This is a genomic window from Parapedobacter defluvii (assembly GCF_014642075.1).
Lineage (GTDB): Bacteria > Bacteroidota > Bacteroidia > Sphingobacteriales > Sphingobacteriaceae > Parapedobacter > Parapedobacter defluvii.
On record NZ_BMIK01000002.1, the window covers coordinates 132,269 to 158,428 of the forward strand.

Genomic DNA, 26,160 nt, shown 5'->3' on the forward strand with positions numbered 1-26,160 from the left:
ATTAATCTTCTTCTGTTGTTGTCAATTTAGTTTTTACCTGTTCATCCAGGTATTTAAAAATAACGTACAATACCGGTATGATGAAAATACCGAGCGTAACGCCGATCAACATGCCTCCGGCTGCTCCGAAACTGATCGAGTGGTTACCTTGTGCAGAAGGACCTACCGTCCACATGAGTGGAATTAGTCCTGCAATAAACGCAAGGGAGGTCATCAGAATCGGGCGGAGCCGCATGCGTGCGCCTTCTACGGCCGACTCATAAATACTCAGCCCCGCCTGGCGCTGCTGTACGGCAAATTCAACAATAAGGATGGCATTTTTGGCTAATAGCCCGATGAGCATGATAAGCCCTACCTGTACGTAGATGTTGTTTTCTAGACCAACCAGGTTGATGAGCGCATAGACGCCGATCAATCCGACGGGAACCGATAACATCACGGCCAACGGTAAAATGTAGCTTTCATACTGGGCTGCTAACAGAAAATAAACGAAGATAATGCTCAATGCAAAGATCAGCAGGGTCTCGTTGCCCGATTGGCTTTCTTCCAGACTCATCCCCGTCCACTCGTAGCTGTAGTTGCCGGGCAGGTGGGCAGCGGCTGTTTCCTCCATCGCTTGCATCGCCTCGCCCGTGCTGTACCCTTCAGACGGAATGGCATTAATAGCGATGGCATTGTACAAGTTATAACGGTTTACGATTTCGGGACCCATCACTTTTTTGAGCTTCACGATGGTATTCACCGGTACCATTTCGCCGCTGCCGTTACGCACGAAGATGGATTTGAAGGATTCAGGTTCGGCACGGTATTCAAAATCCGCTTGCATATAAAGGCGGTATTGCCTCCCGAAACGGTTAAAATCACTCACCATGACCCTGCCATAGTAACCCTGTATGGTCCGCATCATCTCATTAACACTCACACCCAGGGCTTTCGCTTTTACCGGGTCCACCTCCAACAGATACTGTGGGAAATTGGCGTTGAAGGTGGTATAGGCAGATGCGATTTCCGGACGTTTTTCCAGTTCGCGCATAAAACTATCTGCCACCGATCCGAAATCCCACATCGAGCCGCCCATGCGGTCCTGCAATACAAATTCAAGACCGGAAAAGTCACCAAATCCCTGGATGGTGGGCCTCGGAAAGACGCTGAACGATGCGTCGGTAATCTGGGCCAGGTCTGCACGTATGGTGTCCATAATGGCGTTGATATTCCGGATTTCCCCACGTTCCTTCGCCGGTTTGAGATTGATGTAGCCAACCGCGAAGGCCGAACTTGCGCTGGCGTCAATGGCATTGTAGCCGGAGACGGTGGTCATGCCCTCGATAGCTGTTCTTTTTTTCAGGATACTGTCTGCTTTGGAAAGCGCAGCCGTCGTACGGGCCAGTGATGCCCCCGGGGGCATCGAAAGCGAGTAGGTAATGAAGCTGTCGTCTTCCGTAGGAATAAAACTGGAGGGGGTACGATTCATCAGCCATACGCCAATGCCTGTAACCAGCACAAGCCCGCCTATGGCTATCCATTTGCGGCCGATTAAAAAGCGCAGTGAACCGATATATCTATTCGTAAGGGTTGCAAAACCGGTATTAAATGCACTGAAAAACCTGGATTTGAATCGGCTGAAGCCAGGTTTTTTTTCGGAATGGTCATCGGCAATGGTATCGGCCATGGTAGTGGGTGTTGGATGTGCATCCGATTTCCGAAGGAGCAATGCACAAAGTGCGGGGGTAAGTGTTAACGCATTCAGCGCGGAAATGAGGATGGCGGTAGCCAGGGTGTACGCAAATTGCTGGAAGAACACACCTGACGGACCTCCCATGAAACCGACGGGAAAAAATACAGCAGACATTACCAACGTGATGGACACAATGGCCCGCGTAATTTCGCCCATTGTAGAGATGGTGGCTTTTCGGGGTCCGAGTTTGGTCGCGTGCATCTTCTGATGGACAGCCTCGACTACCACGATGGCATCGTCGACCACGATCCCGATGGCAAGCACCAGTGCAAACATGGTCAATACATTGATGGAGAACCCGAACAGCTGAAGGAAGAAAAATGTACCGACCAGGGAAACGGGGATCGCAATGGCTGGAATAAGTGTAGACCGGAAATCTTGCAGAAAAATGAATACAATAATAAAAACCAAAATGAAGGCTTCAAAAATCGTATGCTGCACCTGATTGATCGATTCATCAATCTGATCACGCACGCTGTAGGATATCCGGTATTGGATACCCTCGGGAAAGTCCTTGGAAAGCCTTTCCAATACGTCGCGTATCTGGATATCAATCTCACGGGCATTGGATCCGCTGGTCTGGAGGATATTCAGGGTAAGCCCCGGATAGCCGTTTACCTTATTGTCACTTCCGAGATTGGTGGCACCGAGTTCGACCCGTGCAATATCTTTCAGATAGAGGACCGAACCGTCTTTATTGGTTTTGATGACAATCTGCTCGAACTCTTCCGGCAGTGTAAACCGTCCCTGGTGCCGTAAAATAGTTTCGAAAGCCTCGTCAGAGGTTTCCCCGAATTTTCCCGGGGCGATCTCAAAATTCTGATCCCGGATTGCTGTCCGCACATCCTGCGGTACCAGTCCATATACGGCCATTTTCTCCGGGTTCAACCAGGTACGGATGGAATAATCGCGTGCACCCACACGCCGTACTTCCCCTACGCCATCTACACGCGCCAATTCGCGCATGAGGTTGATCTGGGCATAGGCCTGCAAAAATGTTTCGTCATACAGGGTGTCAGGACGGTTGCTGAATATATCAATGGTCATGATAATCCCGCTTTGGCGGGGTTCCACCGTGATACCCGATTCGATCACCTCAGCTGGGATACGGGCATTTGCTTTCGAAACCCGGGTCTGTACGTTTACAGAAGCCTGGTTGGGATCGGTTCCTGTCTTAAAAAATACAGTGATATTGCCTGATCCGGAGTTAGTTGCTGACGACCGGATATAGGTCATGTTGGGAACACCGTTGATAGCTTCTTCGATGGGTAACAGCACCGCTCCGGCTACGGTTTCCGCATTGGCGCCGGGATAGGACGTGGAAACGGTAACACTTGGGGGAGCAATTTCAGGAAATCGTGTAATGGGCAACTGCCACATGGATACCAAACCGAGGATTACCAGTAGGGTGGAGATAACGGTAGCTAATACGGGTCTATTGATGAATGTTTTGAGCATTACATTTTTTTTATAACGTGAGCCAATGGCAAATACAAGCCACCACTAGCATCAAGCTTCAACAAACATTGGGATTATTAAATGCAAGAGATTATTCTGCGGAAGCTGAAGGAACATTCAGCGGTTTGATTTCCATGCCGTCTTCGAGTTTGTCGAGTCCTGAAAGGACAATGCGATCGCCCGGGTTAACACCATTCTTCACGATATATTGCTTTCCGCTTTTCCCTATTACCTCGATTGCCCGCTGCTTTACCCGATTGGCGGAATCGAGTGTATACACGAAAATCTTATCCTGCAATTCGGTGGTAGCCACTTGGGGAACCGTGAGCACCCCACGTTGGTGTTCTTCCATTTTGAGCGTGCCTGTATTGCCGGAACGGAGTACGTAATCTGCATTGGGAAACGTTGCCCGTAGACTGATCGCACCGGTGGTTCGATTCACCTGACCATTGATGGCATCCACCACACCCTTTTCCGGATAGACCGTGCCATCGGCCATGACCAGTGAAACGTTGGGAATGAGTTGGGTCGTATCGGCAGGATCGGTTGAGGAGGAATCCCGTTTACCGTATTTTTTCCGGAAATAAAGGAAATCCGATTCACTCATGGCAAAATAGACGTATACCTCACTGATGTCTGAAAGTTCGGTCAACGGGTCGCTGCTGCTTACCAAGTTTCCAACACGTTTGGGAATCCGCCCGATAAAACCGCTCACGGGCGCTTTGATTGTGGTAAATCCGAGATTAATACGGGCGCTTGCCACAGCTGCAGAGGCCTGTGCGAGTGATGCTTTGGCCACATCGTAATCAGACATTGCCGTCCGGAGGCGGACATCCGAAATCACATCGTTCTCTACCAAGGGTTTCAACCGATCCACTTCCAGCTTGGCATTCTCCAATTTTGCCTTTTCTACATTTTCATTGGCAATTGCGTTGTTTAACTCTTCCTGATAGGGCTGCGGGTTGATCTTGAAAAGCCGTTGCCCTTCTTTCACAAATGCACCTTCATCTACATAAATCTCTTCCAAAATCCCCTCAACCTGTGGACGTATTTCCACATTGACCTTACCTTCTATCGTTCCCAGATAGTCTTTTACGGTAGTTGCCGTGGCAGTATCTATGGGCTGCACGGGTAGAGCGATCGCATTATTTTCGGTATCGCTGGTCTTGGAAGATCCTGTGGAACAGCTGAAAATTACAAATAAGGATAATGCTGATAAAGCAATGATTATGAGTGTTTTGATGTTTGTTTTGACGGAAATGTTCATGTTGTTTACTATTTATTGTTTTAGTACTTCTGTGTGATCTGTCTAATTACGTAGGGTTCGACGGTTTTCATGCCATCAATTGTTGAATAAGGGTCAGATAGTGTGCCAAACATTTCCTAACCTATCGTGTTATTGATTCCAAATGGATTTGGTTTACTCATTACAAAGGGAACAAGTTCCTATCATTGCAACCGCAGTCCATCAAGGACATCGGTTGGCTGTGCCTCTGCTGGATTACATGCATCTGCAGGAACACGAGCGTTTTCGTGAAGAAGATCCTTATACGGGCTACATGGTAGAAAATCTGCCGGTTAGCCGTGTTATTGTAGATACATCCCGCTTTCAGACGGATCTTAATCGCAGGCGGGAACAGGCGATCTACCGCAGGCCGGAAGATGCCTGGGGGCTGACGGTTTGGAAGCCGGTTTTACCTGAATTGATGGTCGATCGGTTGCTAGAAGGATACGATCGGTTTTATGTGGATATAGATCAATTGCTGCAATGGACCCTCGCCTTGTTCGGAAAATTTGTGGTGCTTGATATCCATAGCTATAACCACCGGCGCGTACATCCCAACGAAGCGGCGAGTGTGGGGGAAAATCCGGAGATCAACATCGGGACCGGCCACAACCACGAAAAGTGGAAATCCCTGGGGCATTGCCTAACCAGTTTTATGGGACATTGCCGGATTAAAGGCCGGTTTTTGGACGTCCGGGAAAACATCAAATTCAAAGGAGGTGGTTTTTCGGAGTGGATCAACCGGAATTACGGGGAGTATGGCTGTGTCTTTTCGCTTGAATTTAAGAAAACCTTTATGGACGAGTGGACCGGTTGGGTCGATATAGCCTACCTGAACCAAATTCGATCCATGCTGGCGGGGTGTATCCCGTTTCTGTTGCACATGCTTGATACACCGATTAAATCTTCTTTTTTGCATGGACATTGAGGGTAAGAAATACATCCAACGCATTCTTGACAAACTGAAAAAAGGCAGACCCTTGTTTACCAGATTGCCTTGCGGGGGTGAACTCCGCATGGATCGGCCGCTTCCATACCTTTTGGTCTACCGTGTTCCGCCGGACGGGGAGGATGCATTTACGTCGACACTTGGGAAAACAGAATCAGCTTATCTCGTTGCTCCGGATACAGCCGAGTGCCCCATAAATCCGATTATCCATGCCATAGCCGGTGCAATGGCTGATAAATTCGGGGGATTTATGTTATTGGAAGTGTGGTTGTCAGACCGGGTAGACTCATCGGCTTTCAATATCCATATCAGCCAAAAAAGTGCATTGCCTATTGCGGAGAAATTGCAGCTTGAGTTGCAGCGGATTCATCTTACCCAGATGATCGGTGACCACACGGTGCTGGAAAAGGACAAGCAGATGCCGTCGCCGCCTTACTACACCGCCTTATTCAGTGCGGAGGAGGCACGGAAGAATGAAATTATTCTGATCGGACTGGAAATCAGGCCGGTATACATTAACCAACAGACGGGCTCACCGTATCCGCTTTTTCTTAGGGAACTGCGGGAGTATTTCGGGAAGGCATTGCGCAAAAGTTTTTTCGAGTTTGTGCGGATGAAAACTTCGTATAGCGCCGCGCATTTCCAAATGCTGGGTACCACGGAGCTGCACGAATCCGTATGGGAAATCGATGAAAAGTTGGCTGAGTACAGCAATCAATTTGATTTCCTGCTGTTGGTAACTCCCATCAATGCACAGGAAGCTTGGCAGAGTTTCTCCGGGAACAAAAACCGGAAAAATCCGGTATTTCACTACCGCCCTATGCCGATAGATCCAGAACTTATTAAAAGAAAGCTCTATAACCTGCCCATAGAGGATATTTCGGATCCGACCATTGCTTACCTTTTCCGTGATAAGCGCAAGGAGGTAGACCGGATGCTTAACATGTTGGGTGAGCGGGAAAAGCCTGACTTCCTATATAGCAGCCAGCAGATTTTCGGTAATGTGGAGGAAAGTTTACTGGAAATTGCCCGTGCTATCCTGGTAGCCTCCGAGCCACAGCAGGCCCCCAAAGAAAGTGAGATGCTGGATGCCCACACCTTTGCAGAGTTGGCAAAAACAGAATTAGAATACCTGAAACAACAATACGATATGGTGTCTACGGCCGTCCGTGTACGTGACGATGTGGAAGGGGTTATGGTTTCCCGCGGAACGCTGAACATCAGTAGCCGTTACCGCATATCACGGGAGCGTGCGTTCTCGCTGTTGCAACACGAGGTAGGTACCCATGTTGCTACTTATTATAACGGTATGGCCCAGCCCTTCAAGCTTTTTTACGTGGGGGTACCGGGCTACGAACAATTGCAGGAAGGACTTGCTGTACTCAGTGAATACATGACGGGAGGGCTAACCAACCAACGGATGCGTATATTGGCAGCGCGGGTAGTGGCGGTCCACCACATGCTGGCCGGTAATCCATTTACAGATACGTTTGACCTTCTGGTAGACAAATACAATTTTAAGCCCGAGACCGCTTTTTACATTACCATGCGGGTATATAGAGGCGGGGGGCTCACGAAAGATGCTGTATACCTGAAAGGGTTGCTGAACGTTATTGAATATGTAAAAGAGGGAAACGATATTTCACAATTGCTGATTGGAAAGATAAGACAGGATTATCTTCCCATCATTCAGGAACTGTTGCATAGGCGACTGTTGAAGCCTTCACCGCTGCATCCCAAATACCTGGAAAAGCCCTACGTCGCGAAGATCGAAGAGATAAAAAAGGGAGGTAGCGTATTTAAAATGATTGGGTAATGGTGGGGATGGGTGACCGGTGATCAGTGACCGGTGATCAGTGACCGGTGATCAGTGACCGGTGATCAGTGACCGGTGGTCAGTGGTCGGAAGGATGCGGTAGTTGACAAACAAAAACGCAAAAACACAAACAAAAAATAACAAAGATGACTATCACATTCATCGTTAATCAAGTACGGAAAGAACTGGCGGGTTACACGACCACAGCGTTGGCGCTGGAAGCCCACCGACGGGGGCATACAGTTTATTATGCAGGGGTTGGAGACCTGGTTTACCTGCCAGATGGGCGAGTAGGGGCACATAGCCGGAAAGTACCTGACCGTGAATTCAGATCGCTGCATACCTTTCTGGAGGCTGTGGTAACTGAAGAAAAGCGGCTGTTGAGTTCTAAAAATTGGGATGTTATGTGGTTGCGTAACGATCCGGCAGCAGATATGGAAAAAAGGCCATGGGCTCAGGATGCAGGGGTTCTGTTTGGCCAATTAGTCCAGCAGCAAGGGGTTTTGGTACTTAATAATCCAAATGGGTTGGTAAAAGCCTCCAATAAGATGTACTTGCAATATTTTCCCGAATCAGTACGGCCCCAGACCCTCATCACGCGCGATATGGCAGACGTAGAAGCCTTTTATCGCGATCAACACCACCGCATTATTCTTAAACCGCTGAAAGGCTCGGGGGGGAAAAATGTATTTCTCATCGACAAAAAGGAAGACAAAAACCGCAAGCAGATCGTCGAAGCAATTTGCAGAGACGGTTTTGCCATTGCACAGGAATACCTGCCCGCTGCAAAAAAGGGAGATATCCGTTTGTTTTTGATGGATGGGGAACTCCTGCAGCGGGACGGAAAGGTGGCGGCAATCAAGCGTGTGCAGCAGTCGGGCGAAATCCGGAGCAATATCCATCAGGGTGCCAAGGCAAAAAAGGCGGTCATGAATAAGGAGATGGAGCACATTGTGGAAGCGGTGGGACCGCTGCTCCGCGAGGATGGGATATTTTTAGCGGGATTGGATATCGTAGGCGACAAACTGATGGAAATTAATGTGTTCAGCCCCGGAGGCTTAATCCATGCCTGTGAATTCCAGCGCACGGATTTTATGGATGAGGTTATTTCAGCCGTCGAAAAGAAGGTAGCAAATCTCGCGTAAAATGAGTACGTTTGGTCATACATTCGTTGGGCGTGGCGGATATCATGCAGATACTTCATCAGATAGGAGCGTTCATTTACCAGTGGTATTGGATACCGCTTTTATTGGTCTATGTCGCCATTATCGTCACCATCCTGATTGAAAACCGCAATCCTACGAAAACAATTGCCTGGATTATGGTCATTGTTTTCGTACCGGTGGTGGGAATCGTTTTTTACTATTTTTTTGGTCAGAAATTTAAGAGAGTCAAGGTTTTTCGGATTCAAAACCGGGAGAAACATACCCGTTTATTAAGCGTGTGGAACAAGCTTAATCCCATTATGGATCACAACCTTGAAGTGTTAAGGCAATCCATCGGGCCGCTCAGCAGGGTTTTTACCTTCCTGAAAAACCAACGGATTGCACCGCCCTCGCTGCATAACCACGTTGAACTTTTGATAAATGGCGAACAGAAATTTCCCGAACTGCTCCGCGCAATCCGTGAGGCGGAGCATCATATCCATTTAGAATATTATATTTTCGATCCCGATGATATCGGTCTTGCGTTGATTTCGTTGTTGAAGGAAAAAGCATCCGCAGGTGTAACTGTCCGCATCATAGTCGATGCATTCGGGTCACCTAAACTCAGGCGCCGGCGGAAGCGGTTTGAAAAAGCCGGAATCCAGTTTATCCCGTTTATGCCGGTCACCTTTACGTCGTTGGCAAACGGTAATTATCGGAACCATCGTAAAATAGCCATTATTGATGGACATACGGCATTTGTAGGGGGCATCAACATCAGTGATCGGTATGTAAACAGCGGTAAATATCCCCTGTATTGGCGGGATACGGCGGTAAAAATCCAGGGAGATGCGGTAAACGTCCTTCAGGTCCATTTTTGGATGAATTGGCACCTGGCGGAGGGATCTCCTTTTAACCTCCGCGATGGGTATTTCCACACGGTACCTGTAATTCCAGCCGGGCATTCGGCAGTGAGTTTTGCTTTTAGCGATCCCGGCTCCAATGCGCCGTTCAACATGGAAGCTATGTTAATTGGCATTGCCGAGGCAGCACATACGGTGCGGATCTGTACGCCATATTTTATCCCCAGCGACGAGTTAAGTACTACACTTCAATTGGCTGCTGCTTCGGGAGTACAGGTTGAATTGATGTTGCCCGCCCGGTCCGATTCTTTTCTCGTGCAGCATGCCTCGTTTTCTTTTTTGAAGCCCTTATTGGAACGTGGCGTGTCCGTGTATTTGTATGAAAAGGGTTTCCTGCATGCGAAAACCATCTGCATCGATGGCCGGTTGGCTTATATCGGTACGGTCAACTTAGACATCCGTAGCTTTTATATCAATTTTGAAGTCAGCGCGGTCATCAGTGATCGTGATCTTTGCGCCCAATTGGACACCCAATTTGAGAAGGATAAGTCGGATAGTACCCTGATGACCCGTGCGATCTGGATGCGGCGTCCAAGATGGAAGCGCGGAATGGACTCCGTATGCAGGCTGCTGACGCCCCTGCTCTAAATGTTAAAATTGACCCGAATTTTGGCATAAAGCATCAAAAAGAATATCTTAGCCACTTATTGTATATAAGATTGATTTGAATGAACCGTATCGTTAAACTAGTCTGTTGTTCGATTTTTATCTGTTGCCAATCGATCCCTTCCTTAGCCCAGCAGGATAGCATTTCCGTCAATACTGTTGTCGAGAAAACACAGAAACTGCTAGAGGCTTATCCCATTGAAAAGGTGCACCTGCATTTTGATAAGCCCTACTATGCGGTAGGAGATACGCTATGGTTCAAAACCTACCTCACCAGTAACATGTACAATTATGACCTTAGCAAAGTGGTATATGTTGAAGTACTGAACGGTAAAGATTCGCTGATGCAAACAATGCGGATTCCACTGACCAATCATGTGGGTAAAGGCTACCTGGTATTCGATCAGGAATGGTATACCCAAGGCAATTACCGGTTTCGGGCTTACACGAAATGGATGATGAATTTTGACCCGGCTTATTTTTTCAACAAGATTGTTCCGGTGGGCGATGTGCTGAATAATGCGCTTCATTACGACGTTACATTCAATGACCTGGGTAAAGGTAAAAATGCCCGCACACAAGCCGTCATTCAATTCAAAGACCGTGAAGGAAAGCCATTGGCCAACCGGAAGCTGAATTGGTCTGCACAGGTAGGCTGGAATCCCATTGACAATGGTAAAGGACAAACAGATGCCGTAGGTAATGTAGTCATCCATATCAACGGGAAGGATAGGGAGCAGCTTAGAAAGGGAAACCTGTATGTATCTCTTGAATCGGGCAGCAGTGCACCACCGATGCTCGGTACGTTGTCACTCCGGTCAGCACTTTGGGATGCGGACGTTCAATTTTTTCCTGAGGGTGGCGATCTGATTGCAGGGCTGTCCAAAAAAGTAGCCTTCAAGGCGATTGGAAGCGATGGCCGTGGGCTGGCTATCAAGGGGGCCATAGTAGACCAGAAAGGAGCGGAGGTAGCTGCGTTTTCGGATGCACATAAAGGGATGGGGGTTATCACTTTTATACCCGAGGCGGGGAATGCATATACTGCCAACGCTACCTTTGAAAATGGTGAAACCCAAAGTTTTCCGCTGCCTCCGGTAGTTGAGCAGGGAATCAGCGTAACGGTGGTGAAATCCGATACAGCACAGCTGCAATTGGCCATTTTGGCCAACGACCGTTTTTTTTCGGCAAATAAAGGCAAGGCATTTTACCTGATCGCACAAACCAATGGAATTCTTTGTTATGCTGCGCAGGCTGCTTTACGCAACGAAACGGTAGTAGTAAATCTGCCCAAAGATCGTTTCCCCACGGGCATCGCTCAACTGACTTTATTTACTTCGGAGGGGAAACCGGTGAGCGAACGCCTGGTCTTTGTCGAGAATATCAAACCCTTATCAATAGCGCTGAGTACCGATCAACAGGAATATGCCGCCAAGCAGTTGGTTAAGTTAGGCATAAAAGTCGCCAACAACGACACAACGACGGTTGGCAGCTATTCAGTAGCGGTGGTAGACGAGTCCAAAGTTCCTTACGACGAAAACAAGGAAACAACTATATTGAGTAACCTGTTGCTTACGTCAGACCTGAAGGGCTACGTGGAGGAACCAAATTACTACTTTAATCAGCCAGATGACCAAAAAAGAGAAGCGCTTGATATCCTGTTGCTTACCCAGGGATATCGTCGGTTCTCATATCCGGATGTGCTGGCAGATCGGTACCCCGACGTGCATTTTTTCCCTGAGCAGGGCATCGAAATATCCGGGATCCTGAGGTTGAACAATGGGAAGCCAGTGGTGAACGGCGGGCTATTGCTGTCGATTCCCGACCGGAGTTTCCGTAAAGATACCTATACAGATGAAAACGGACACTTTGTATTTAAAGATCTGGTATTTACCGATTCGTCGCGTGTAACCATCAATGCCCGCGGCAATGACAACTACCGCGATATGGTCATCAATGTAGATCCAACGCAATATCCGGGAATCGATACCACGGCCTACCGGGCAGACGATGTGCTGAATATCGACGCTACGCTTGCTCCTTATCTGACCAATAGCCGAAATGAATACCGGACATCCATATTGCTTGAAGAAGTGGAGGTGACAGCTTCCTCCCGGCCTAGTTTTTCACACAAAGACTATCCGGCAATTTCCGGATTGGGTATGGCCGATCACCAGATCAATGCCGACCGGTTAAAGGGATGTAATAACCTCATCATGTGTTTGCAGACCGCACTTACAGGGATTACCTACGATAGCCAAAGCCAGCTCTTCTACATTACCCGCGATTACAATGCAGGGGGGCGTATTCCAGTGCAGTTTTTTGTGAATGGAATGGCAATGGATGTTCCTTCGCTAAACGGTATCATGCCTTCGGAAGTGGAAGGAATTGAAATTTTTCTACGCGATGAGTTGGGTACGGTAAGCCGGATGTATCAAAATAATGGTGTTGTAGCGATTTATACCACTAAAAAGCAGGAAAAAGGACCGCGGATGTCGTTGAGTCAGATTGAGGCGCTGTTACCGAAAAGCAATATCATTGACCTGACGCCGTTGGGGTATTTGGAAGAGCGGAAGTTTTATACACCCAAATACGATACACCCGAACGCCGTGCGGTGAACGATATCCGGACCACTGTCTATTGGAACCCCGAGGTACAAACCACCGAAGAGGGTACCGCGCAACTGGATTTCTATAACGCCGACGGTGCGGGCAGTTATCGGGTAGTTGTAGAAGGTGTGGATGCCACAGGAAATATCGGTCGGGCCGTGTATCGATATACGGTGAAGCAATGATTCAATAAGGAATGGGATGCGGAAAATCATCCATATCGACATGGATGCATTTTATGCTTCGGTGGAGCAACGGGATTTTCCCGAGTATCGGGGTATTCCGTTGGTGGTGGGTGGTCCGCCCAACAGCCGGGGCGTGGTGGCAACGGGTAGCTACGAGGCCCGTAAATATGGAATCCGTTCGGCCATGCCATGCAGCAAAGCCGCTAGGCTGTGCCCGGATGCGGTCTTTGTACCGCCCCGGTTTGATGCATACAAGGCAGTTTCTGCTAAAATCCGCGAAATATTCCGCCGCTATACCGATGTGATAGAGCCCCTATCGTTGGATGAAGCGTATTTGGATGTAACAACGGATAAACAGTCCATCGGTTCCGCCCTGGAGATTGCACGGCGGATCAAGGAAGCCATTCGTTCCGAGCTTCACCTCACCGCATCGGCAGGTGTCTCGGTGAATAAGTTTGTAGCCAAAATTGCGTCGGATATGCAAAAGCCCGATGGGCTTACGTTTATCGGTCCGTCTCGCATCGAGCGGTTCATGGAAAGCCTCCCCGTGGAAAAATTTTTTGGTGTAGGAAAGGTGACGGCGGCTAAAATGAAGCAGCTGCAACTATTTACAGGCGCAGACCTCAAACGGCTGCCCGAGGCAGATTTGGTGCGTTTTTTCGGGAAAAGCGGACGTTTTTATTACCGTATTGTGCGGGGCATCGATGACCGTCCCGTGCAGCCTGACCGTGAGCTGAAGTCGATCGCAGTCGAAGATACGTTTAGCGAAGACCTGTATTTGCTGCCAACCATGGAAGCAGAGCTGGAAAAAATAGCGATCAAATTGGCAGGGCGGATGCAAACCCGAAAATTGAAAGGACGGACTGTTACGCTGAAAGTGCGGTTTGCCGATTTTAAACTGATAACCCGAAGCCATTCCTTGCCTTATTATACCGATGCGATCGATGAAATTTTGTCTACTGCCCGTAATTCACTTCAATCGGTCATGACATCAGACCCAATGCCGGTACGCCTCCTGGGCATATCGGTTAGCAACTTTGACCGTGCCAATCCAGAAGCCAATCAGCTTTCCTTGTTTTGATCGGTTGGCAATTCGAGCGGTTCATCTTCTACTTCTTCCTCCTTTAATACGACTTTCACTGCATAGGACGAAGGCCATACTCCTTTGCCATAACGGAGCGCATACACCTTCGTAAACTCCGCACCGAAATAGAGAATAGACGCCGAATAATATACCCAAAGCAGCAAAATGATAATGGCGCCTGCGGCCCCATAGGCAGATGCGGGGGCACTGTATTGCATATAAAGCGAAATCAGGTACCTCCCCAGCATAAAGAGGGCAGCGGTGAAGATGGCGCCACCGGCTACATCCCGAAAACGCATCCGTGCATCGGGTAAAAAACGGAAGATAAAAGCAAATAAGGATGTAATGACGATAAATGTGAGCCCTATGTTGATCCATTCGACAACATAGACGGATATTTCGGGGAAAAAACGTGTAATCTGCGAACTGAGTGCCACAATCAGTCCGTTGGCGATCAACGAAACAATTAGCAGGAAGCCGAGGCCGAGTACCATGGAAAACGAGATGGCACGATTCAGAAGCATCTTCAACCATCCTTTTTTCGGCTTGGGCCGCACACCCCATATCCGGTTCAATGAGTCCTGTATTTCAGTGAAGATGGTCGTAGACCCCAATACCAGGGTACCGATGCCAACTGCGATTCCAATCCCCGATTTATTGGACAAACTGATGTTCTGGATAATTTGTTGGATCTGTGCTGCGGTATCCGGCCCGAAAATAGCTGCAAATTCATGAAAAACTTCGGATTGAGCATCCTGCTCGCCGGCGAGAATTTCACCGTAAAAAAAACCGACTAACCAAATGACAATGAGCAGCAGCGGAGCGATGGAGAAAATGGTGTAATAAGCCAGTGAGGCGCTCATTTTCATCGCATTATCTTTTGAAAATTCAGAAAATGTGTTATTCAGCAGCTGAAAGATTTCCCGATAGAAAGATTTTTTAAAAAGCTTCATACATACGTACTTGATGTATTCTATAAACCAGAAATTGACAGGGTTGTTTACGCTTGGTAGATATCTTCAATTTCTTTTTCGTAGCGCTGTAGAATAGCTTTGCGTTTTAAACTCAGCTTTGGCGTGAGTTCACCGGCATCGATTGTCCACTCTTTGGGCAGCAGTGCAAATTTTTTCACCTGTTCCCAATGTCCGAAATCCTGGTTCAGCCGGCTGATTTCGCGTTGGTATTTTTCGATGACTTCCGGTTTTTGAATCACTGTTTCCCGCGAATCAAAGGGGATGCCTTTGATCTTACACCAATTTTCCAGTACGTCAAAGGCAGGAACAATAAGCGCTCCCGGAAATTTTCGGTTTTCACCAACGACCATTACCTGGGCGATGAAGGTCGATTCCATATACTTGTTTTCGAGCGCTTGGGGTGCCACATATTTGCCTCCAGCCGTTTTGAACATTTCTTTCTTGCGATCGGTAATGCGCAGGAAACCCTCTGCGTCCAGTTCACCGATATCGCCCGTATGAAAATATCCTTCATTGTCAATGGCTTCTGCCGTGGCTGCTTCATTTTTATAGTATCCGGAAGAAATACTGGGGCCTTTGCACAGTATTTCGCCATCGGGTGCGATCTTTACGTCTACGTGTTTCAGTACCCTGCCCACGGAGCCGAATTTTACGCCTCCTTTTTCGAGGTTGTTTACGGCGATAACGGGAGAAGTTTCGGTGAGGCCGTATCCTTCCAACACCGGTATTCCGGCCGCCCAGAATACGCGGGACAAACGGGGCTGTAAGGCAGCGCCGCCGGAAATAATCAATTTAATGTTGCCACCGAGCGCTGCCTGCCATTTGGAAAACACGAGTTTCCGCGCAATGGCGAGACGTATGTTAAACCACGCGCTGTTTTTTTGTGGCTCTTTGTTGCGGAGGCCAAGCGCGAGCGCCCAAAAGAAAATATGCCGTTTCACTCCGGTAAGTTCCTTGCCTTTGGATACAATGCGGTCGTATACCTTTTCCAGTACCCGGGGTACGGTGGTGAAGCCATCGGGTTTCACGTCATTAATGTCGGCCACGATGGTATCCAGGCTTTCTGCATAATGGATTTCCACGCCTCTGGCGAAGTATAAATATACAACCATCCGCTCGAAGATATGGCAAAGGGGTAGGAAGCTCAATGCTTTCTTGAAGTAATCGGGCAGTAGGTCATAGCAATCGTACACGTTGGTAACTACGTTTTTATGAGAAAGGTGGACACCTTTTGGTTTGCCGGTGGTTCCGGAAGTATAAATAAGTGTGAACAGATCATCCTCATGCACCGCTTCGCGATAAGGATCCAAATCCACATCCTGCTTGGTTCCCTCTTCAACTAATTGCTGCCATGAAGGTAATCCTTCGACCGCATCAAACGAGTAGACCGGAATGTCAAGATTTTTGGCTTGTAAGGCTGTCTTTATCTTGTCATGTAATTCGGTATTGCTCACAAAAATAAGCTTGACGTTTGCGTCGTCGATGATAAAGGAAAGATCCTGGCCCGAAAGAGTGGGATACAGGGGTACAACGGCGGCACCGAGCTGGTTGATGGCAAAATCGCAGAAATTCCATTCCGGACGGTTGGCAGACATCAATGCAATTTTGTCGCCTTTTTGTATGCCCTTTGCAACCAGTCCCTTGCTTAGGTTATTTACCAAAGAAATAAATGTTTCGGTTGAATAGTTTGTCCATTTCCCGTGTGCTTTTCCTGCCACCATGACCGGTTTGGAATAATGCGCTTTGTAATTTGTCAGAATGTCAAAAATGCGGGTTGCCGGTGTCATATATTTTATTGTTGGTCTATAATTTATTTTGCTGGCTACGTAGTAGCGCATTTAAAGTTAACAATAATTTAGAAAACCTCATAGTTTAAGTGATGTGCGACCAATTGCAGGTTACGAGGATGGAACACGGATTTCTTTTCTTGTTACCACGGATTCCACGGATTGGCACAAATTATTCGTGCCTTTCGTGTCATTGGTGGCTAATCACGTGGATTCTTGGGTGATAATGAAGCGCTTCTGCGAGATCTTTAAAAAAAAATAATATCTGTGGAAATCTGTTAAATCTGCGTCATCCTTGTTCATTCTTTGGCATTTGTTTTGCGCGGAAAGGGGCATGGAAAGAAATCGTATCGCCGTCTTCATCGCCGTTTTTTTTATGGGACTTATTGCCTGGCAGGAGGTTGCCGCTCAGGAAAGTCAGGAAAGCAGCACGTATACACGTGGTATTGGGGGGCGCTTTGGAGTAGCAAACGGCATTACATACAAGCATTTCATCAATGAAAACCACGCCATCGACGGTATCCTGAATTTTCAGGGTAATCGGAGTTTTACAATTTTTAAGTTACTGGGCCTTTACGAAATTCATCAGCCGATCAATTTCGTGGATGCCGAAGGCTTACGTTGGTACTACGGCTTTGGAGGTGGCTTGGGTTCGTACCGTTATAAAGATACGGATGAAAGCGGGATGGCCTGGAGTTTTGACGGTGTAGTAGGCCTGGACTATAAAATTCCAACCGCACCGATTAATCTGTCGTTGGATTGGAAGCCTACGATGGAACTTACACCCGAATCAGGCGTACGGTTTGATGGCATTGGATTGTCAATACGGTTTGTGTTTTAATGGTAACCGGTGACCAGTGGTCGGTGATCGGTATCTGACCACAGACCACCGTTCACTCATCACCGGTCACCCATCACCGACCACCAATCCAGATCTTCCCAAGGCGCTGCTGTTCCGGTGTCGCGTTAACCAATGGGACGATGCCAAATGAACCCCGGGTGTCTTTGGTGAGGGTAATCGTAAGTTCCCGTATTTTTCCATCTCTTGCCACCAGCACCTGAAGTGCATCTCCGATAGCCGCCGTTTGCAACACACGGTTTAATTCCTTGCCGTTAGCATCCAGTCGCTCGCCATTGATGGCAATAATTTCATCCCGGACATTAATGCCTCCGTCCCATGCACCGGTACCGCGGCTTACGCCGGTAACCAATACACGGCCGTCTGAGGCTGAAGTAGTGATACCTAAATCGGGCAATTCGCGTCCTTCGTTGTAGTCGATCACTTCGTAGCCAACGGCCTTCAGGTAGCGGTTGTAGTCCAACGATCCCGGCGTATAGGCCGCATCAAAAATATCCGATACGGACGTTCCGGCAATTTGTTCGATCAATGTTTGAAGCTCTTGCTCACGGAACCCCCTTTTTTGCTGTACATAGAAGGTTTCATAGGCAGCTTTCAATACATCGTCGAGCCGCTTTTCACCGTTAGTTGCCGCGAGGATCTTGAGGTCCAGCATCAGGGCGAGCAAGGCGCCTTTGTTGTAGTAGGAAATACTTGTATTGGCTGAGTTTTCATCCGGGCGGTAATATTTGATCCAGGCATCGAAGCTGGCAGATGCCGCCGACTGCACCTGGTTTCCTGCACGGTTTTCAATGGTGTTGATGTCGCTGCCCAACGCTTGCAGATAACTGTTCTCGCTGAGGAAACCGCAGCGTCTGAGCAAGAGGTTGTCAAAATACGCCGTGAATCCCTCCATGATCCATAAGGAGGTTGTATAATTTTCAACATCGTAGTCAAAGGGGCCGAGTTCAATGGGACGGAGCCGCTTAACGTGCCATAAATGGAAATATTCGTGCGCTACGAGCCCAAGAAAACCGACGTATGACCGCTCATTTTGGTAGCCGTTGCGGCTGGCGCCCAGCACGGTTGAATTGAGGTGTTCCAAACCGCCACCGCCCGACTGATAGTTGTGCACGATGAATACATAACGTTTGTTGGGATTTACACCGAAGATACGCGTAGCTTCTTCCACAATGGAGGCACAGTCCTTCTTTAGCCGATCCGAGTCGTAATTGCCTCCACCCACCATGGCGATTTCGTGGAGTACACCGGCCGCTTCAAATGTGAACACATCCTGATTCCCCACTTCAATCGGCGAATCAAACAGGATGTCGAAATCAGCGGCATGATACGTTCCCGGTTTTCCGTCGACAGGGGCAAGGCCAGTGGAGATTTTAGACCAGGAGACATATGGAAGGATGGTCACATCCACCGGAAGTTCGAGGAACCCGTCTACATATAGGAAAGTACCCGCGGGAGATAGAAAAGCATGACTGTCATCGATGAAATTAGTGCGTACCGACACTTCGAAGCCATATACCCGGTATTGGACGGTTAGGGCACTTTTTTTTCCCGAGTTGATCCGCCATGTATTCTTATTGATTTTCTCTGTGGCAAGCGGCGCATGATCCCCGCTAAATGCTACCAAGCCTTCCACATTTTTTGCGTATTCACGCACCAGGTATGAGCCGGGAGTCCAAACGGGCATCTTTACGTCGATGAAATCACGCTGGATATTTTCAATTTTCATGGTGATTTCGACATAATGGGCCTGAGGTTCTTTAAAAGAAACTTCAAAATGAATGCTGGGCTGGGATACAGCGAAAGCGGAAGACACTGCGGTTGTCATTAGAATAAATAAGAAGATACGGACTCTTTTCATGATTATATTTCAATTCTCCCTTACGGTTAACGTGGCGCTGGCCTGTGCCGTAGGCATGATGACCAGGTCATTGATGTTAACATGTTTCGGCCGGGAGGCAGCGAACCATACAGCCTCGGCGATATCGTCGGCTACTAGGGGTTCAAGATTTTTGTAGACGGCGGATGCACGGTCTCTGTCGCCCTTGAAGCGGACAATGGAAAACTCCGTCTCCACCATGCCGGGATGGATGGCCGTTACCTTGATGTGCTTGTCCAGCAGATCAATACGCATGCCCTTGGTCAGTGCATCCACCGCATGTTTGGTGGCGCAATACACATTGCCATTGGGATACACTTCCTTAGCAGCAATGGAGCCGATGTTGATGATGTGTCCCTCGCCACGTGCCGCCATAATCGGTGCTACGGCACGCGTCACATAAAGAAGTCCCTTGATGTTGGTGTCGATCATTCGGTCCCAGTCGCCAATGTCACCTTCGTGAATGGGATCCAGTCCTTGGCTTAAGCCCGCATTGTTGACTAGTATATCTACCTGCTGCCATTCACCCGGTAGGTTACTAAAAGTAGAAAATACCTCATCAGCATTGCGTACATCGAGTGCAAGGAGATGGGTTTTGATGCCATGTGCACGGGTTAGCCGGTCCGAAATTTCTGATAAGCGGTCAATACGGCGTGCCGCAAGCAATAGATCATACCCCTCACGGGCAAATACGGAAGCACAGGCTTCTCCGATGCCTGCACTGGCTCCTGTAACGAAAGCTTTTTTCTTAGACATGAGATTTGAGATTTGAGACATGAGACATTAGCTAAGGGACACTGGATATTAAATTTAGTCACTCATTTTCAAACGACAAGATTATTCGAAAAACAGACTGATCTGTAAATTCCGCAACATCAGTCTATCGATCGGACGATTATACATGTTGGGTTCCCGACTATCCAATAAATTGCCAATACTTTGCACCCACCGGATTTCGGGAGACATCTTGAAGAAATCAAAATAGAGGTCAAAGCCAATACCGGCTTCATATGAAAAGTAACCGGGCTTGGTTTTTAAATGTTTTTCCGTTCCTGTTTTTTTTGAGTCGTCAATGGCTTTGCTGGATAGTACGTTAACGGAGTATTTGCCTCCGCCGATCAGATAGCCCCGGTAATTACCTTTGCGGTCTGACTTGAATTTGAAAAGGAGTGGAAGGTCAATGTAGGAAGCACGGACTTGAACTTCTAATTCACGCTTGTGTGGATTGATATAGTAGGGAGTATATTCATAATTAACCATTTTATTAGAAAAAACTAAAGAGGGAGCAAATCTGATATTGGTGTTTTCAGTTAGTTTAATATCTGCTAACAGACCCAATCCCACACCACTGGAAAACGGAGAATATACACCATATAGGGAGTCTGCGGAAAATGAACTATTGGGATAATCGGAATATGGAGCCTGCCAATCGGGTTTCAGCGTGATTTTATAGTCGGCATTGATATAGTGGAAACTAAAGCCGAAATGCAGGGGTTCATCGTCTACGCCACCTCCCCACCGCTGGAACCTTTGCTGGGCGGGGGAGGGAAGAGCCATCAGCAGCAGGGCCGTAATGCTCAATGCCAATATCAGGCGCACCGTGTTCATTTGGTGCCGATGTAGAGGGTGCAAATGCCAAATGTTTGCGGACGGCATTCCGTCTGGCTGAATCCGACACGGTGGAGAATATCGGTAAACCGTTGCCCATCCGGGAACTGAGCAACAGACTCGGGCAGGTAGCTGTAGGCACGATGGTCCTTTGAAAACACTTTGCCAATGCGGGGCGTGATGTGATTGAAGTAAAAGTGGTATAGCTGCTTTACGGGAAACCTTTTCGGTTTCGAAAATTCGAGGATAACCGCTTTGCCACCGGGTTTCAGTACCCGGCAGATATCAGCGAGGCCCTTTTCGAGGTTTTCGAAATTGCGGACACCAAAAGCGACCGTTACGGCATCAAATGTATCGGCTGCAAAAGGAAGATTTTCCGAATCGCCCAATACGACTTCAAACCGGTCTCCCAGGTTCTTTTTTGTTATTTTTTCTTTTGCAACATCCAGCATGCCCTGTGAAATGTCAACGCCAATGATCTTCCGGGGATTCAGCATACGGAGGGCTTCCAATGCAAAATCACCAGTGCCTGTGGCAACATCCAACAAATACTGCGGCTGGGAGGCTTTTAATGTGCGGATTGCCTTTTTCCGCCAGATAATATCAATCCCCAATGACAGGAAATGGTTTAGGAAATCATAGGTGCCTGATATGTTGTCAAACATATCGGCCACCTGCTGCTTCTTGTCTGCGTCGTTGTCGTTATAGGGCTTTACTGTTTCCGATGTCGCCATGGAAGGCAAAGATAAGATTTCCGATTTTAGTTTCACAACCTGAGTACCCTTGTTAAGTAATTGTTAACGATTTTTGCGCTATGGATTGATAATCAATTGATATCAAATTGATCGGGTCCGAATATCTTTTTTGGCCGGGTGTTTTTGATTCTTATTTCATATATTAACAGTTTGTAAAGTTGTTAACACTTGCTTAAGGTGTTGTGTCTCAGCATCCATTTTATTTTTTTAACATTTTTTGCACAGTTGATGTTAATAACGTATCTTGCTAATTATGCTTGTGTCAGGCGGAAAGGATTTGTGAAAAATGTGTTGTGAAAAGGCTGTTCAGAACTTGTCTGCGTGTGGCTGTCAAAAATCCCTACATTTGCTCTGCTGGTTTTCGGAGCAGCAACTGGTGATAAGCCACGGTTTCAATTCTACCTTCATTAGTAACGAATAATATGGTAATGGTATATGAGTAACGAGAATGAATATGCTTCCAGCCAAACTGTTAATTCTTCGCGGGGTACGTTTGCGGATCGGCGTACTCGGTTGAATAATTTGGTAAGCGGATTGGGAAAGTTGCCGCCACAAGCCGTGGATCTGGAGGAAGCGGTGTTGGGTGCGCTGATGCTGGAGAAAAATGCATTGAGTGAGGTTATTGACATTCTCAAGCCCGAAACCTTCTACGTGGAGGCTCATCAGAAAATTTTTGAGGCAATTTACAATCTCTTTCAGAAAACTTCCCCCATTGATTTGCTTACCGTGACCGCCGAATTGCGCAAGATGGGGACACTGGAGCTGGTAGGTGGAGCATATTACATTACGCAGTTAACCGACCGGGTGGTATCGGCTGCCAATATTGAATATCATGCCCGTATCGTTTCTCAGAAATACATTCAGCGCGAACTTATCAAGGTGTCTACAGAAATCATCAACAATGCATACGAGGATACAACGGATATCTTCGATCTGATGGACCACGCCGAAAAGAGCCTGTTTGATATTGCGCAAAACAACCTGAGACGGGATACCCGGAAAATGGATGATATCATGCGGGAGGCTGTGGAGGCATTGGAAACCCTGCGTGACCGTACCGATGGCCTTACCGGTGTACCTTCCGGATTTACCGAACTGGACCGGATGACATCGGGCTGGCAACCTTCTGACCTGGTTATTATCGCAGCCCGCCCGGCGATGGGTAAAACGGCTTTCGTACTGAGCTGTGCACGCAATGCCGCGGTCGACCACGGTAAACCGGTAGCCGTATTTTCCCTTGAAATGTCGTCCGTGCAGTTGGTGAACCGTTTGATTGCCGGGGAAACGGAAATCGAGCAGGAAAAACTGCGGAAAGGCAACCTGGCAGACCACGAATGGACACAGCTCCATTCCCGCATCGGAAGGCTAACCCAGGCGCCGTTGCTGATCGACGATACACCTGCACTCAATATCTTTGAGTTTCGTGCCAAATGCCGCAGGCTTAAGGCCCAATACGATATCCAGATGGTCATTGTGGATTACCTACAGTTGATGCATGGCAAGAATGATGGCAAGGGAGGAAACCGCGAACAGGAAATCGGTAGCATTTCCCGTTCCTTAAAGTCGGTTGCAAAAGAGCTGAACATTCCGGTTCTCGCACTTTCGCAGCTGAGCCGGGCCGTGGAAAGCCGTCCGGGAGGAAGTAAACGCCCGATGCTATCCGATCTGCGTGAATCCGGCTCCATTGAGCAAGACGCCGACATGGTACTGTTTTTATACCGGCCGGAATATTATGGGCTTACCGAAGACGAAGCCGGGCGTCCTACGGCCGGCGTTGGAGAAGTCATTATTGCCAAGCACCGGAACGGTGAAACCGGTACAGTACAACTTCGCTTTGTAGGTAAATATGTGAAATTTGCAGACCTGGAAGATGATTTTTCGTTTGGTAGCGGTGGGCTGCCCGAATCGGGGTCATTTGGATCGGGCATGTCGCCATCTGCCTCGTTCGATTCACCCGGCAGCATCGTCCGGCAGTCGCGGATGAACGACATGAATGACGATTCGCCGTTTTGACGCGGCTCACATTAGCCACGGATAATAAGAAAAACACGAGTAATTTGATTTGTGTCAATTTCGTGAAATCCGTGGCAATAAGAAAAATCTATCCCATTATCCCAATCGGCAATTTGTAGTGCCCTCGTTTTCGTATCTCGCACCGAATTCGTACCTTTACGCCTCAATCAGAAACGACAGAAGAGGAATAGGATTTTGGATTATTTAGCAGGTTTAAACCCGTCGCAACGGGCCGCAGTGGAACAAACCGAGGGGCCGGTCATGATTGTGGCCGGAGCCGGTTCCGGCAAGACGCGCGTAATTACGTATCGGGTGGCCCACTTGGTGCGGCGGGGAGTAGACCCATTCAATATTTTGGTGCTCACTTTTACCAACAAGGCTGCCAAGGAAATGCGGGAACGCATTATGAGGGTGGTGGGCGATGAGGCTAAAAATATTTGGATGGGTACCTTTCACTCTGTATTTGCGAAAATACTGCGTGTGGAAGCGGAGCACATCGGATACCCACGTAATTTCACCATCTATGATACCGACGACAGCAAAAGTCTTATCCGGAGCATCCTCAAAGAGATGCAACTGGACGACAAGCTGTACAACGCAAGTTTTGTCTATAACCGCATATCATCCGCCAAGAATAACCTAATTTCGGCACAGGAGTACAGCCGCAACGAACAGATTCAGGCCGAGGATTTTTCCAATGGGCGGGGACAGTTGGGGCAGATTTACCTTACGTATACCCAACGGTGTTATAAAGCAGGTGCGATGGACTTTGACGATCTGCTGTTCAAAACCAATGTACTGTTCCGCGAATATCCCGATGTATTGCATAAATACCAGCACAAATTCAAATACTTGATGGTAGATGAGTATCAGGATACCAATTTTTCCCAGTACCTCATCGTCCGTAAGCTGGCTGCGATCAATGAAAATATCTGCGTGGTGGGCGACGATGCACAGAGTATCTATGCGTTCCGCGGCGCCAATATCCAGAACATTCTCAACTTTGAAAAAGATTACCCGGATCTGAAGGTCTTTAAACTGGAGCAGAACTACCGTTCTACACAGAATATCGTGAATGCGGCCAACAGCATCATCGCCAACAATAAAAACCAGCTCAAGAAAAATGTGTTTTCGGAGAATGAAACCGGCGAAAAGATTAAAGTATGCCGGGCATTCAGCGATAATGAAGAAGGTAAGATTGTAGCGGAAGCCATTGCCCAGGAACGGGCGCTTAACGGTGGAAAGTACCGGGATTTTGCCATTCTATACCGTACCAATGCACAGTCGAGGGCGATGGAAGAAGCCCTTCGGAAAATCAACATCCCCTATAAGATTTACGGCGGAACCTCGTTTTACCAACGGAAGGAAATCAAGGACCTGATCGCGTATTTCAGGCTGACATTCAATCCCAATGACGAAGAGGCCATTAAGCGGGTGATTAACTACCCGCGAAGGGGGATCGGGGATACTACTGTAGACCGTATTCTGATTGCTGCCGATCAACATCAGGTGACACTTTGGGATGTCATCAGTCAGGCATCCACCTATCTGGATGGAAGAAGCGCCGGGCCGGTAGGTATATTTGCTACCATGATACAGGGTTTTCAGGTAGTAGCTAAAGGCCATTCGGCATTTGATGCCGCCATGCACATCGCGCAGCATTCAGGTATCTTAAAGAACCTGTATGAAGACAAATCGGTGGAAGGACTGAGCCGCTATGAAAATATTCAGGAATTGCTCAACGGGATCAAGGAATTCAGCGAACGGGAAGACATTGAAGAGAAGGGACTGGATGTATTTATGCAGGATGTGGCGTTGCTGACCAACGATGACAACGACAAAGATCCCAATGCCGATACCGTGTCGCTTATGACCATCCATTCTTCGAAAGGACTGGAATTTCCACACGTGTTCATCGTAGGACTGGAAGAAAATTTGTTTCCCTCACAGCTGTCACTCAATTCGCGCAGTGAATTGGAAGAAGAGCGGCGGCTGTTTTATGTAGCGGTGACACGCGCCGAGAAGAAACTGACACTCAGCTACGCGACATCGCGGTACCGTTGGGGGACATTGAATAATTGCGAGCCCAGCCGGTTCCTGGATGAGTTGAACCCTGCTTACCTTGAATTGGATTTCAAGCCGCGGACTGTACCTGAAAGTACGGCTTCCTTTGCAGACGAACGCCAAGCTTGGGGGCAGCGTGATGTCTTTACCAAACCAAAACCCAAAGTACCCCCGAAGACCACAGCGATTCTGCCTAAGGCACATACACCTACCCCTGGATTTACGCCTTCGGATACCAGCAACCTGCAGGTAGGTATGGAAGTGGAGCACGAACGGTTCGGATTTGGAAAAGTGATCAACCTGGAAGGAAGTAAAAATGAGATAAAAGCAACTATTTTCTTCCGGGAATTGGGACAGAAGCAATTGTTGCTTAAATTTGCCAAATTGAGGATCGTGGGGTGAGCATAAATGCACAGATAAAAAGTTAT

General features: G+C 48.0%; 17 protein-coding genes. 9 read left to right on the top strand and 8 right to left on the bottom strand.

Annotated features, from left to right (window positions below; genetic code table 11):
• Position 1: 1 nt before the first annotated feature.
• Together IEX60_RS04405 and IEX60_RS04410 are read right to left on the bottom strand one after the other, a co-directional pair.
• Positions 2–3,193 (bottom strand): efflux RND transporter permease subunit, encoded by a 3,192-nt coding sequence (locus IEX60_RS04405; RefSeq protein ID WP_188747843.1) that lies wholly within the window; start codon positions 3,191–3,193, stop codon positions 2–4.
• 91 nt (positions 3,194–3,284) lie between these two features.
• Positions 3,285–4,460 (bottom strand): efflux RND transporter periplasmic adaptor subunit, encoded by a 1,176-nt coding sequence (locus IEX60_RS04410; protein ID WP_188747846.1) that lies wholly within the window; start codon positions 4,458–4,460, stop codon positions 3,285–3,287.
• Positions 4,461–4,602: 142 nt separating this feature from the next.
• Between IEX60_RS04410 and IEX60_RS04415 the strand changes: the two genes are divergently transcribed.
• The 6 genes from IEX60_RS04415 to dinB all read left to right on the top strand — a co-directional run bounded on the left by IEX60_RS04415 (position 4,603) and on the right by dinB (position 13,790).
• Entirely contained in the window at positions 4,603–5,406 is an 804-nt protein-coding gene (locus IEX60_RS04415) for an N-formylglutamate amidohydrolase (RefSeq protein WP_188747848.1), read from the top strand.
• On the top strand, positions 5,396–7,243 hold the full coding sequence (locus IEX60_RS04420) for a flavohemoglobin expression-modulating QEGLA motif protein (protein ID WP_188747850.1): 1,848 nt from the start codon (positions 5,396–5,398) through the stop codon (positions 7,241–7,243). Before IEX60_RS04415 ends, IEX60_RS04420 begins: the two co-directional genes overlap by 11 nt.
• 146 nt (positions 7,244–7,389) lie before the next feature.
• On the top strand, positions 7,390–8,388 hold the full coding sequence (locus tag IEX60_RS04425; RefSeq protein WP_188747852.1) for an ATP-grasp domain-containing protein: 999 nt from the start codon (positions 7,390–7,392) through the stop codon (positions 8,386–8,388).
• An 11-nt stretch (positions 8,389–8,399) separates the two neighbouring features.
• A complete protein-coding gene (gene cls / locus IEX60_RS04430) occupies positions 8,400–9,899 on the top strand; it encodes a cardiolipin synthase (RefSeq protein ID WP_229717417.1) in 1,500 nt (499 codons plus the stop codon).
• Positions 9,900–9,979: 80 nt separating this feature from the next.
• Positions 9,980–12,709, top strand: coding sequence for a carboxypeptidase-like regulatory domain-containing protein (locus tag IEX60_RS04435; RefSeq protein WP_188747855.1), 2,730 nt, complete (start codon positions 9,980–9,982; stop codon positions 12,707–12,709).
• Positions 12,710–12,725: 16 nt separating this feature from the next.
• The gene (dinB, locus tag IEX60_RS04440) at positions 12,726–13,790 is read left to right on the top strand and encodes a DNA polymerase IV (protein WP_188747863.1); all 1,065 of its coding nucleotides are present in this window, start codon (positions 12,726–12,728) and stop codon (positions 13,788–13,790) included.
• Here dinB and IEX60_RS04445 read toward each other — a convergent pair.
• Positions 13,772–14,746 (bottom strand): YihY/virulence factor BrkB family protein, encoded by a 975-nt coding sequence (locus IEX60_RS04445; protein WP_188747865.1) that lies wholly within the window; start codon positions 14,744–14,746, stop codon positions 13,772–13,774. The two genes, dinB and IEX60_RS04445, sit on opposite strands and share 19 nt — an antisense overlap.
• A 47-nt stretch (positions 14,747–14,793) precedes the next feature.
• Complete coding sequence (locus IEX60_RS04450) at positions 14,794–16,554, bottom strand: AMP-dependent synthetase/ligase (RefSeq protein ID WP_188747866.1); 1,761 nt, start codon at positions 16,552–16,554, stop codon at positions 14,794–14,796.
• A gap of 334 nt (positions 16,555–16,888) precedes the next feature.
• On the opposite strand from IEX60_RS04450, the gene IEX60_RS04455 reads away from it, so the two are divergent.
• Entirely contained in the window at positions 16,889–17,395 is a 507-nt protein-coding gene (locus IEX60_RS04455; RefSeq protein WP_229717418.1) for a hypothetical protein, read from the top strand.
• 73 nt (positions 17,396–17,468) lie between these two features.
• Here IEX60_RS04455 and IEX60_RS04460 read toward each other — a convergent pair whose 3' ends face one another.
• The 4 genes from IEX60_RS04460 to ubiE all read right to left on the bottom strand — a co-directional run bounded on the left by IEX60_RS04460 (position 17,469) and on the right by ubiE (position 21,634).
• Positions 17,469–19,274 carry a M61 family metallopeptidase gene (locus tag IEX60_RS04460; RefSeq protein WP_188747869.1) on the bottom strand — a complete coding sequence of 602 codons (1,806 nt, stop codon included), beginning with the start codon at positions 19,272–19,274 and terminating at the stop codon, positions 17,469–17,471.
• Between the two features lie 9 nt (positions 19,275–19,283).
• Positions 19,284–20,048: an SDR family oxidoreductase gene (locus IEX60_RS04465; protein WP_188747871.1), complete on the bottom strand. Its 765-nt coding sequence runs from the start codon at positions 20,046–20,048 to the stop codon at positions 19,284–19,286.
• 81 nt (positions 20,049–20,129) lie between these two features.
• A complete protein-coding gene (gene porT, locus IEX60_RS04470; protein WP_188747873.1) occupies positions 20,130–20,900 on the bottom strand; it encodes a type IX secretion/gliding motility protein PorT/SprT in 771 nt (256 codons plus the stop codon).
• Positions 20,897–21,634, bottom strand: a complete 738-nt coding sequence (gene ubiE, locus IEX60_RS04475) for a bifunctional demethylmenaquinone methyltransferase/2-methoxy-6-polyprenyl-1,4-benzoquinol methylase UbiE (RefSeq protein ID WP_188747875.1) — start codon at positions 21,632–21,634, stop codon at positions 20,897–20,899. Before ubiE ends, porT begins: the two co-directional genes overlap by 4 nt.
• Before the next feature lie 456 nt (positions 21,635–22,090).
• On the opposite strand from ubiE, the gene dnaB reads away from it, so the two are divergent.
• Both dnaB and IEX60_RS04485 read left to right on the top strand, forming a co-directional pair.
• Positions 22,091–23,668 carry a replicative DNA helicase gene (gene dnaB / locus IEX60_RS04480; RefSeq protein WP_188747877.1) on the top strand — a complete coding sequence of 526 codons (1,578 nt, stop codon included), beginning with the start codon at positions 22,091–22,093 and terminating at the stop codon, positions 23,666–23,668.
• 195 nt (positions 23,669–23,863) lie between these two features.
• Positions 23,864–26,134, top strand: coding sequence for an ATP-dependent helicase (locus IEX60_RS04485; protein WP_188747879.1), 2,271 nt, complete (start codon positions 23,864–23,866; stop codon positions 26,132–26,134).
• Positions 26,135–26,160 lie beyond the last annotated feature (26 nt).

Coding starts and splice junctions, on each gene's coding strand:
- IEX60_RS04405 (WP_188747843.1), bottom strand. CDS start 3,193: ATGCTCAAAACATTCATCAATAGACCCGTATTAGCTACCGTTATCTCC.
- IEX60_RS04410 (WP_188747846.1), bottom strand. CDS start 4,460: ATGAACATTTCCGTCAAAACAAACATCAAAACACTCATAATCATTGCT.
- IEX60_RS04415 (WP_188747848.1), top strand. CDS start 4,603: ATGGATTTGGTTTACTCATTACAAAGGGAACAAGTTCCTATCATTGCA.
- IEX60_RS04420 (WP_188747850.1), top strand. CDS start 5,396: ATGGACATTGAGGGTAAGAAATACATCCAACGCATTCTTGACAAACTG.
- IEX60_RS04425 (WP_188747852.1), top strand. CDS start 7,390: ATGACTATCACATTCATCGTTAATCAAGTACGGAAAGAACTGGCGGGT.
- IEX60_RS04435 (WP_188747855.1), top strand. CDS start 9,980: ATGAACCGTATCGTTAAACTAGTCTGTTGTTCGATTTTTATCTGTTGC.
- dinB (WP_188747863.1), top strand. CDS start 12,726: ATGCGGAAAATCATCCATATCGACATGGATGCATTTTATGCTTCGGTG.
- IEX60_RS04445 (WP_188747865.1), bottom strand. CDS start 14,746: ATGAAGCTTTTTAAAAAATCTTTCTATCGGGAAATCTTTCAGCTGCTG.
- IEX60_RS04450 (WP_188747866.1), bottom strand. CDS start 16,554: ATGACACCGGCAACCCGCATTTTTGACATTCTGACAAATTACAAAGCG.
- IEX60_RS04455 (WP_229717418.1), top strand. CDS start 16,889: ATGGAAAGAAATCGTATCGCCGTCTTCATCGCCGTTTTTTTTATGGGA.
- IEX60_RS04460 (WP_188747869.1), bottom strand. CDS start 19,274: ATGAAAAGAGTCCGTATCTTCTTATTTATTCTAATGACAACCGCAGTG.
- IEX60_RS04465 (WP_188747871.1), bottom strand. CDS start 20,048: ATGTCTAAGAAAAAAGCTTTCGTTACAGGAGCCAGTGCAGGCATCGGA.
- porT (WP_188747873.1), bottom strand. CDS start 20,900: ATGAACACGGTGCGCCTGATATTGGCATTGAGCATTACGGCCCTGCTG.
- ubiE (WP_188747875.1), bottom strand. CDS start 21,634: ATGGCGACATCGGAAACAGTAAAGCCCTATAACGACAACGACGCAGAC.
- dnaB (WP_188747877.1), top strand. CDS start 22,091: ATGAGTAACGAGAATGAATATGCTTCCAGCCAAACTGTTAATTCTTCG.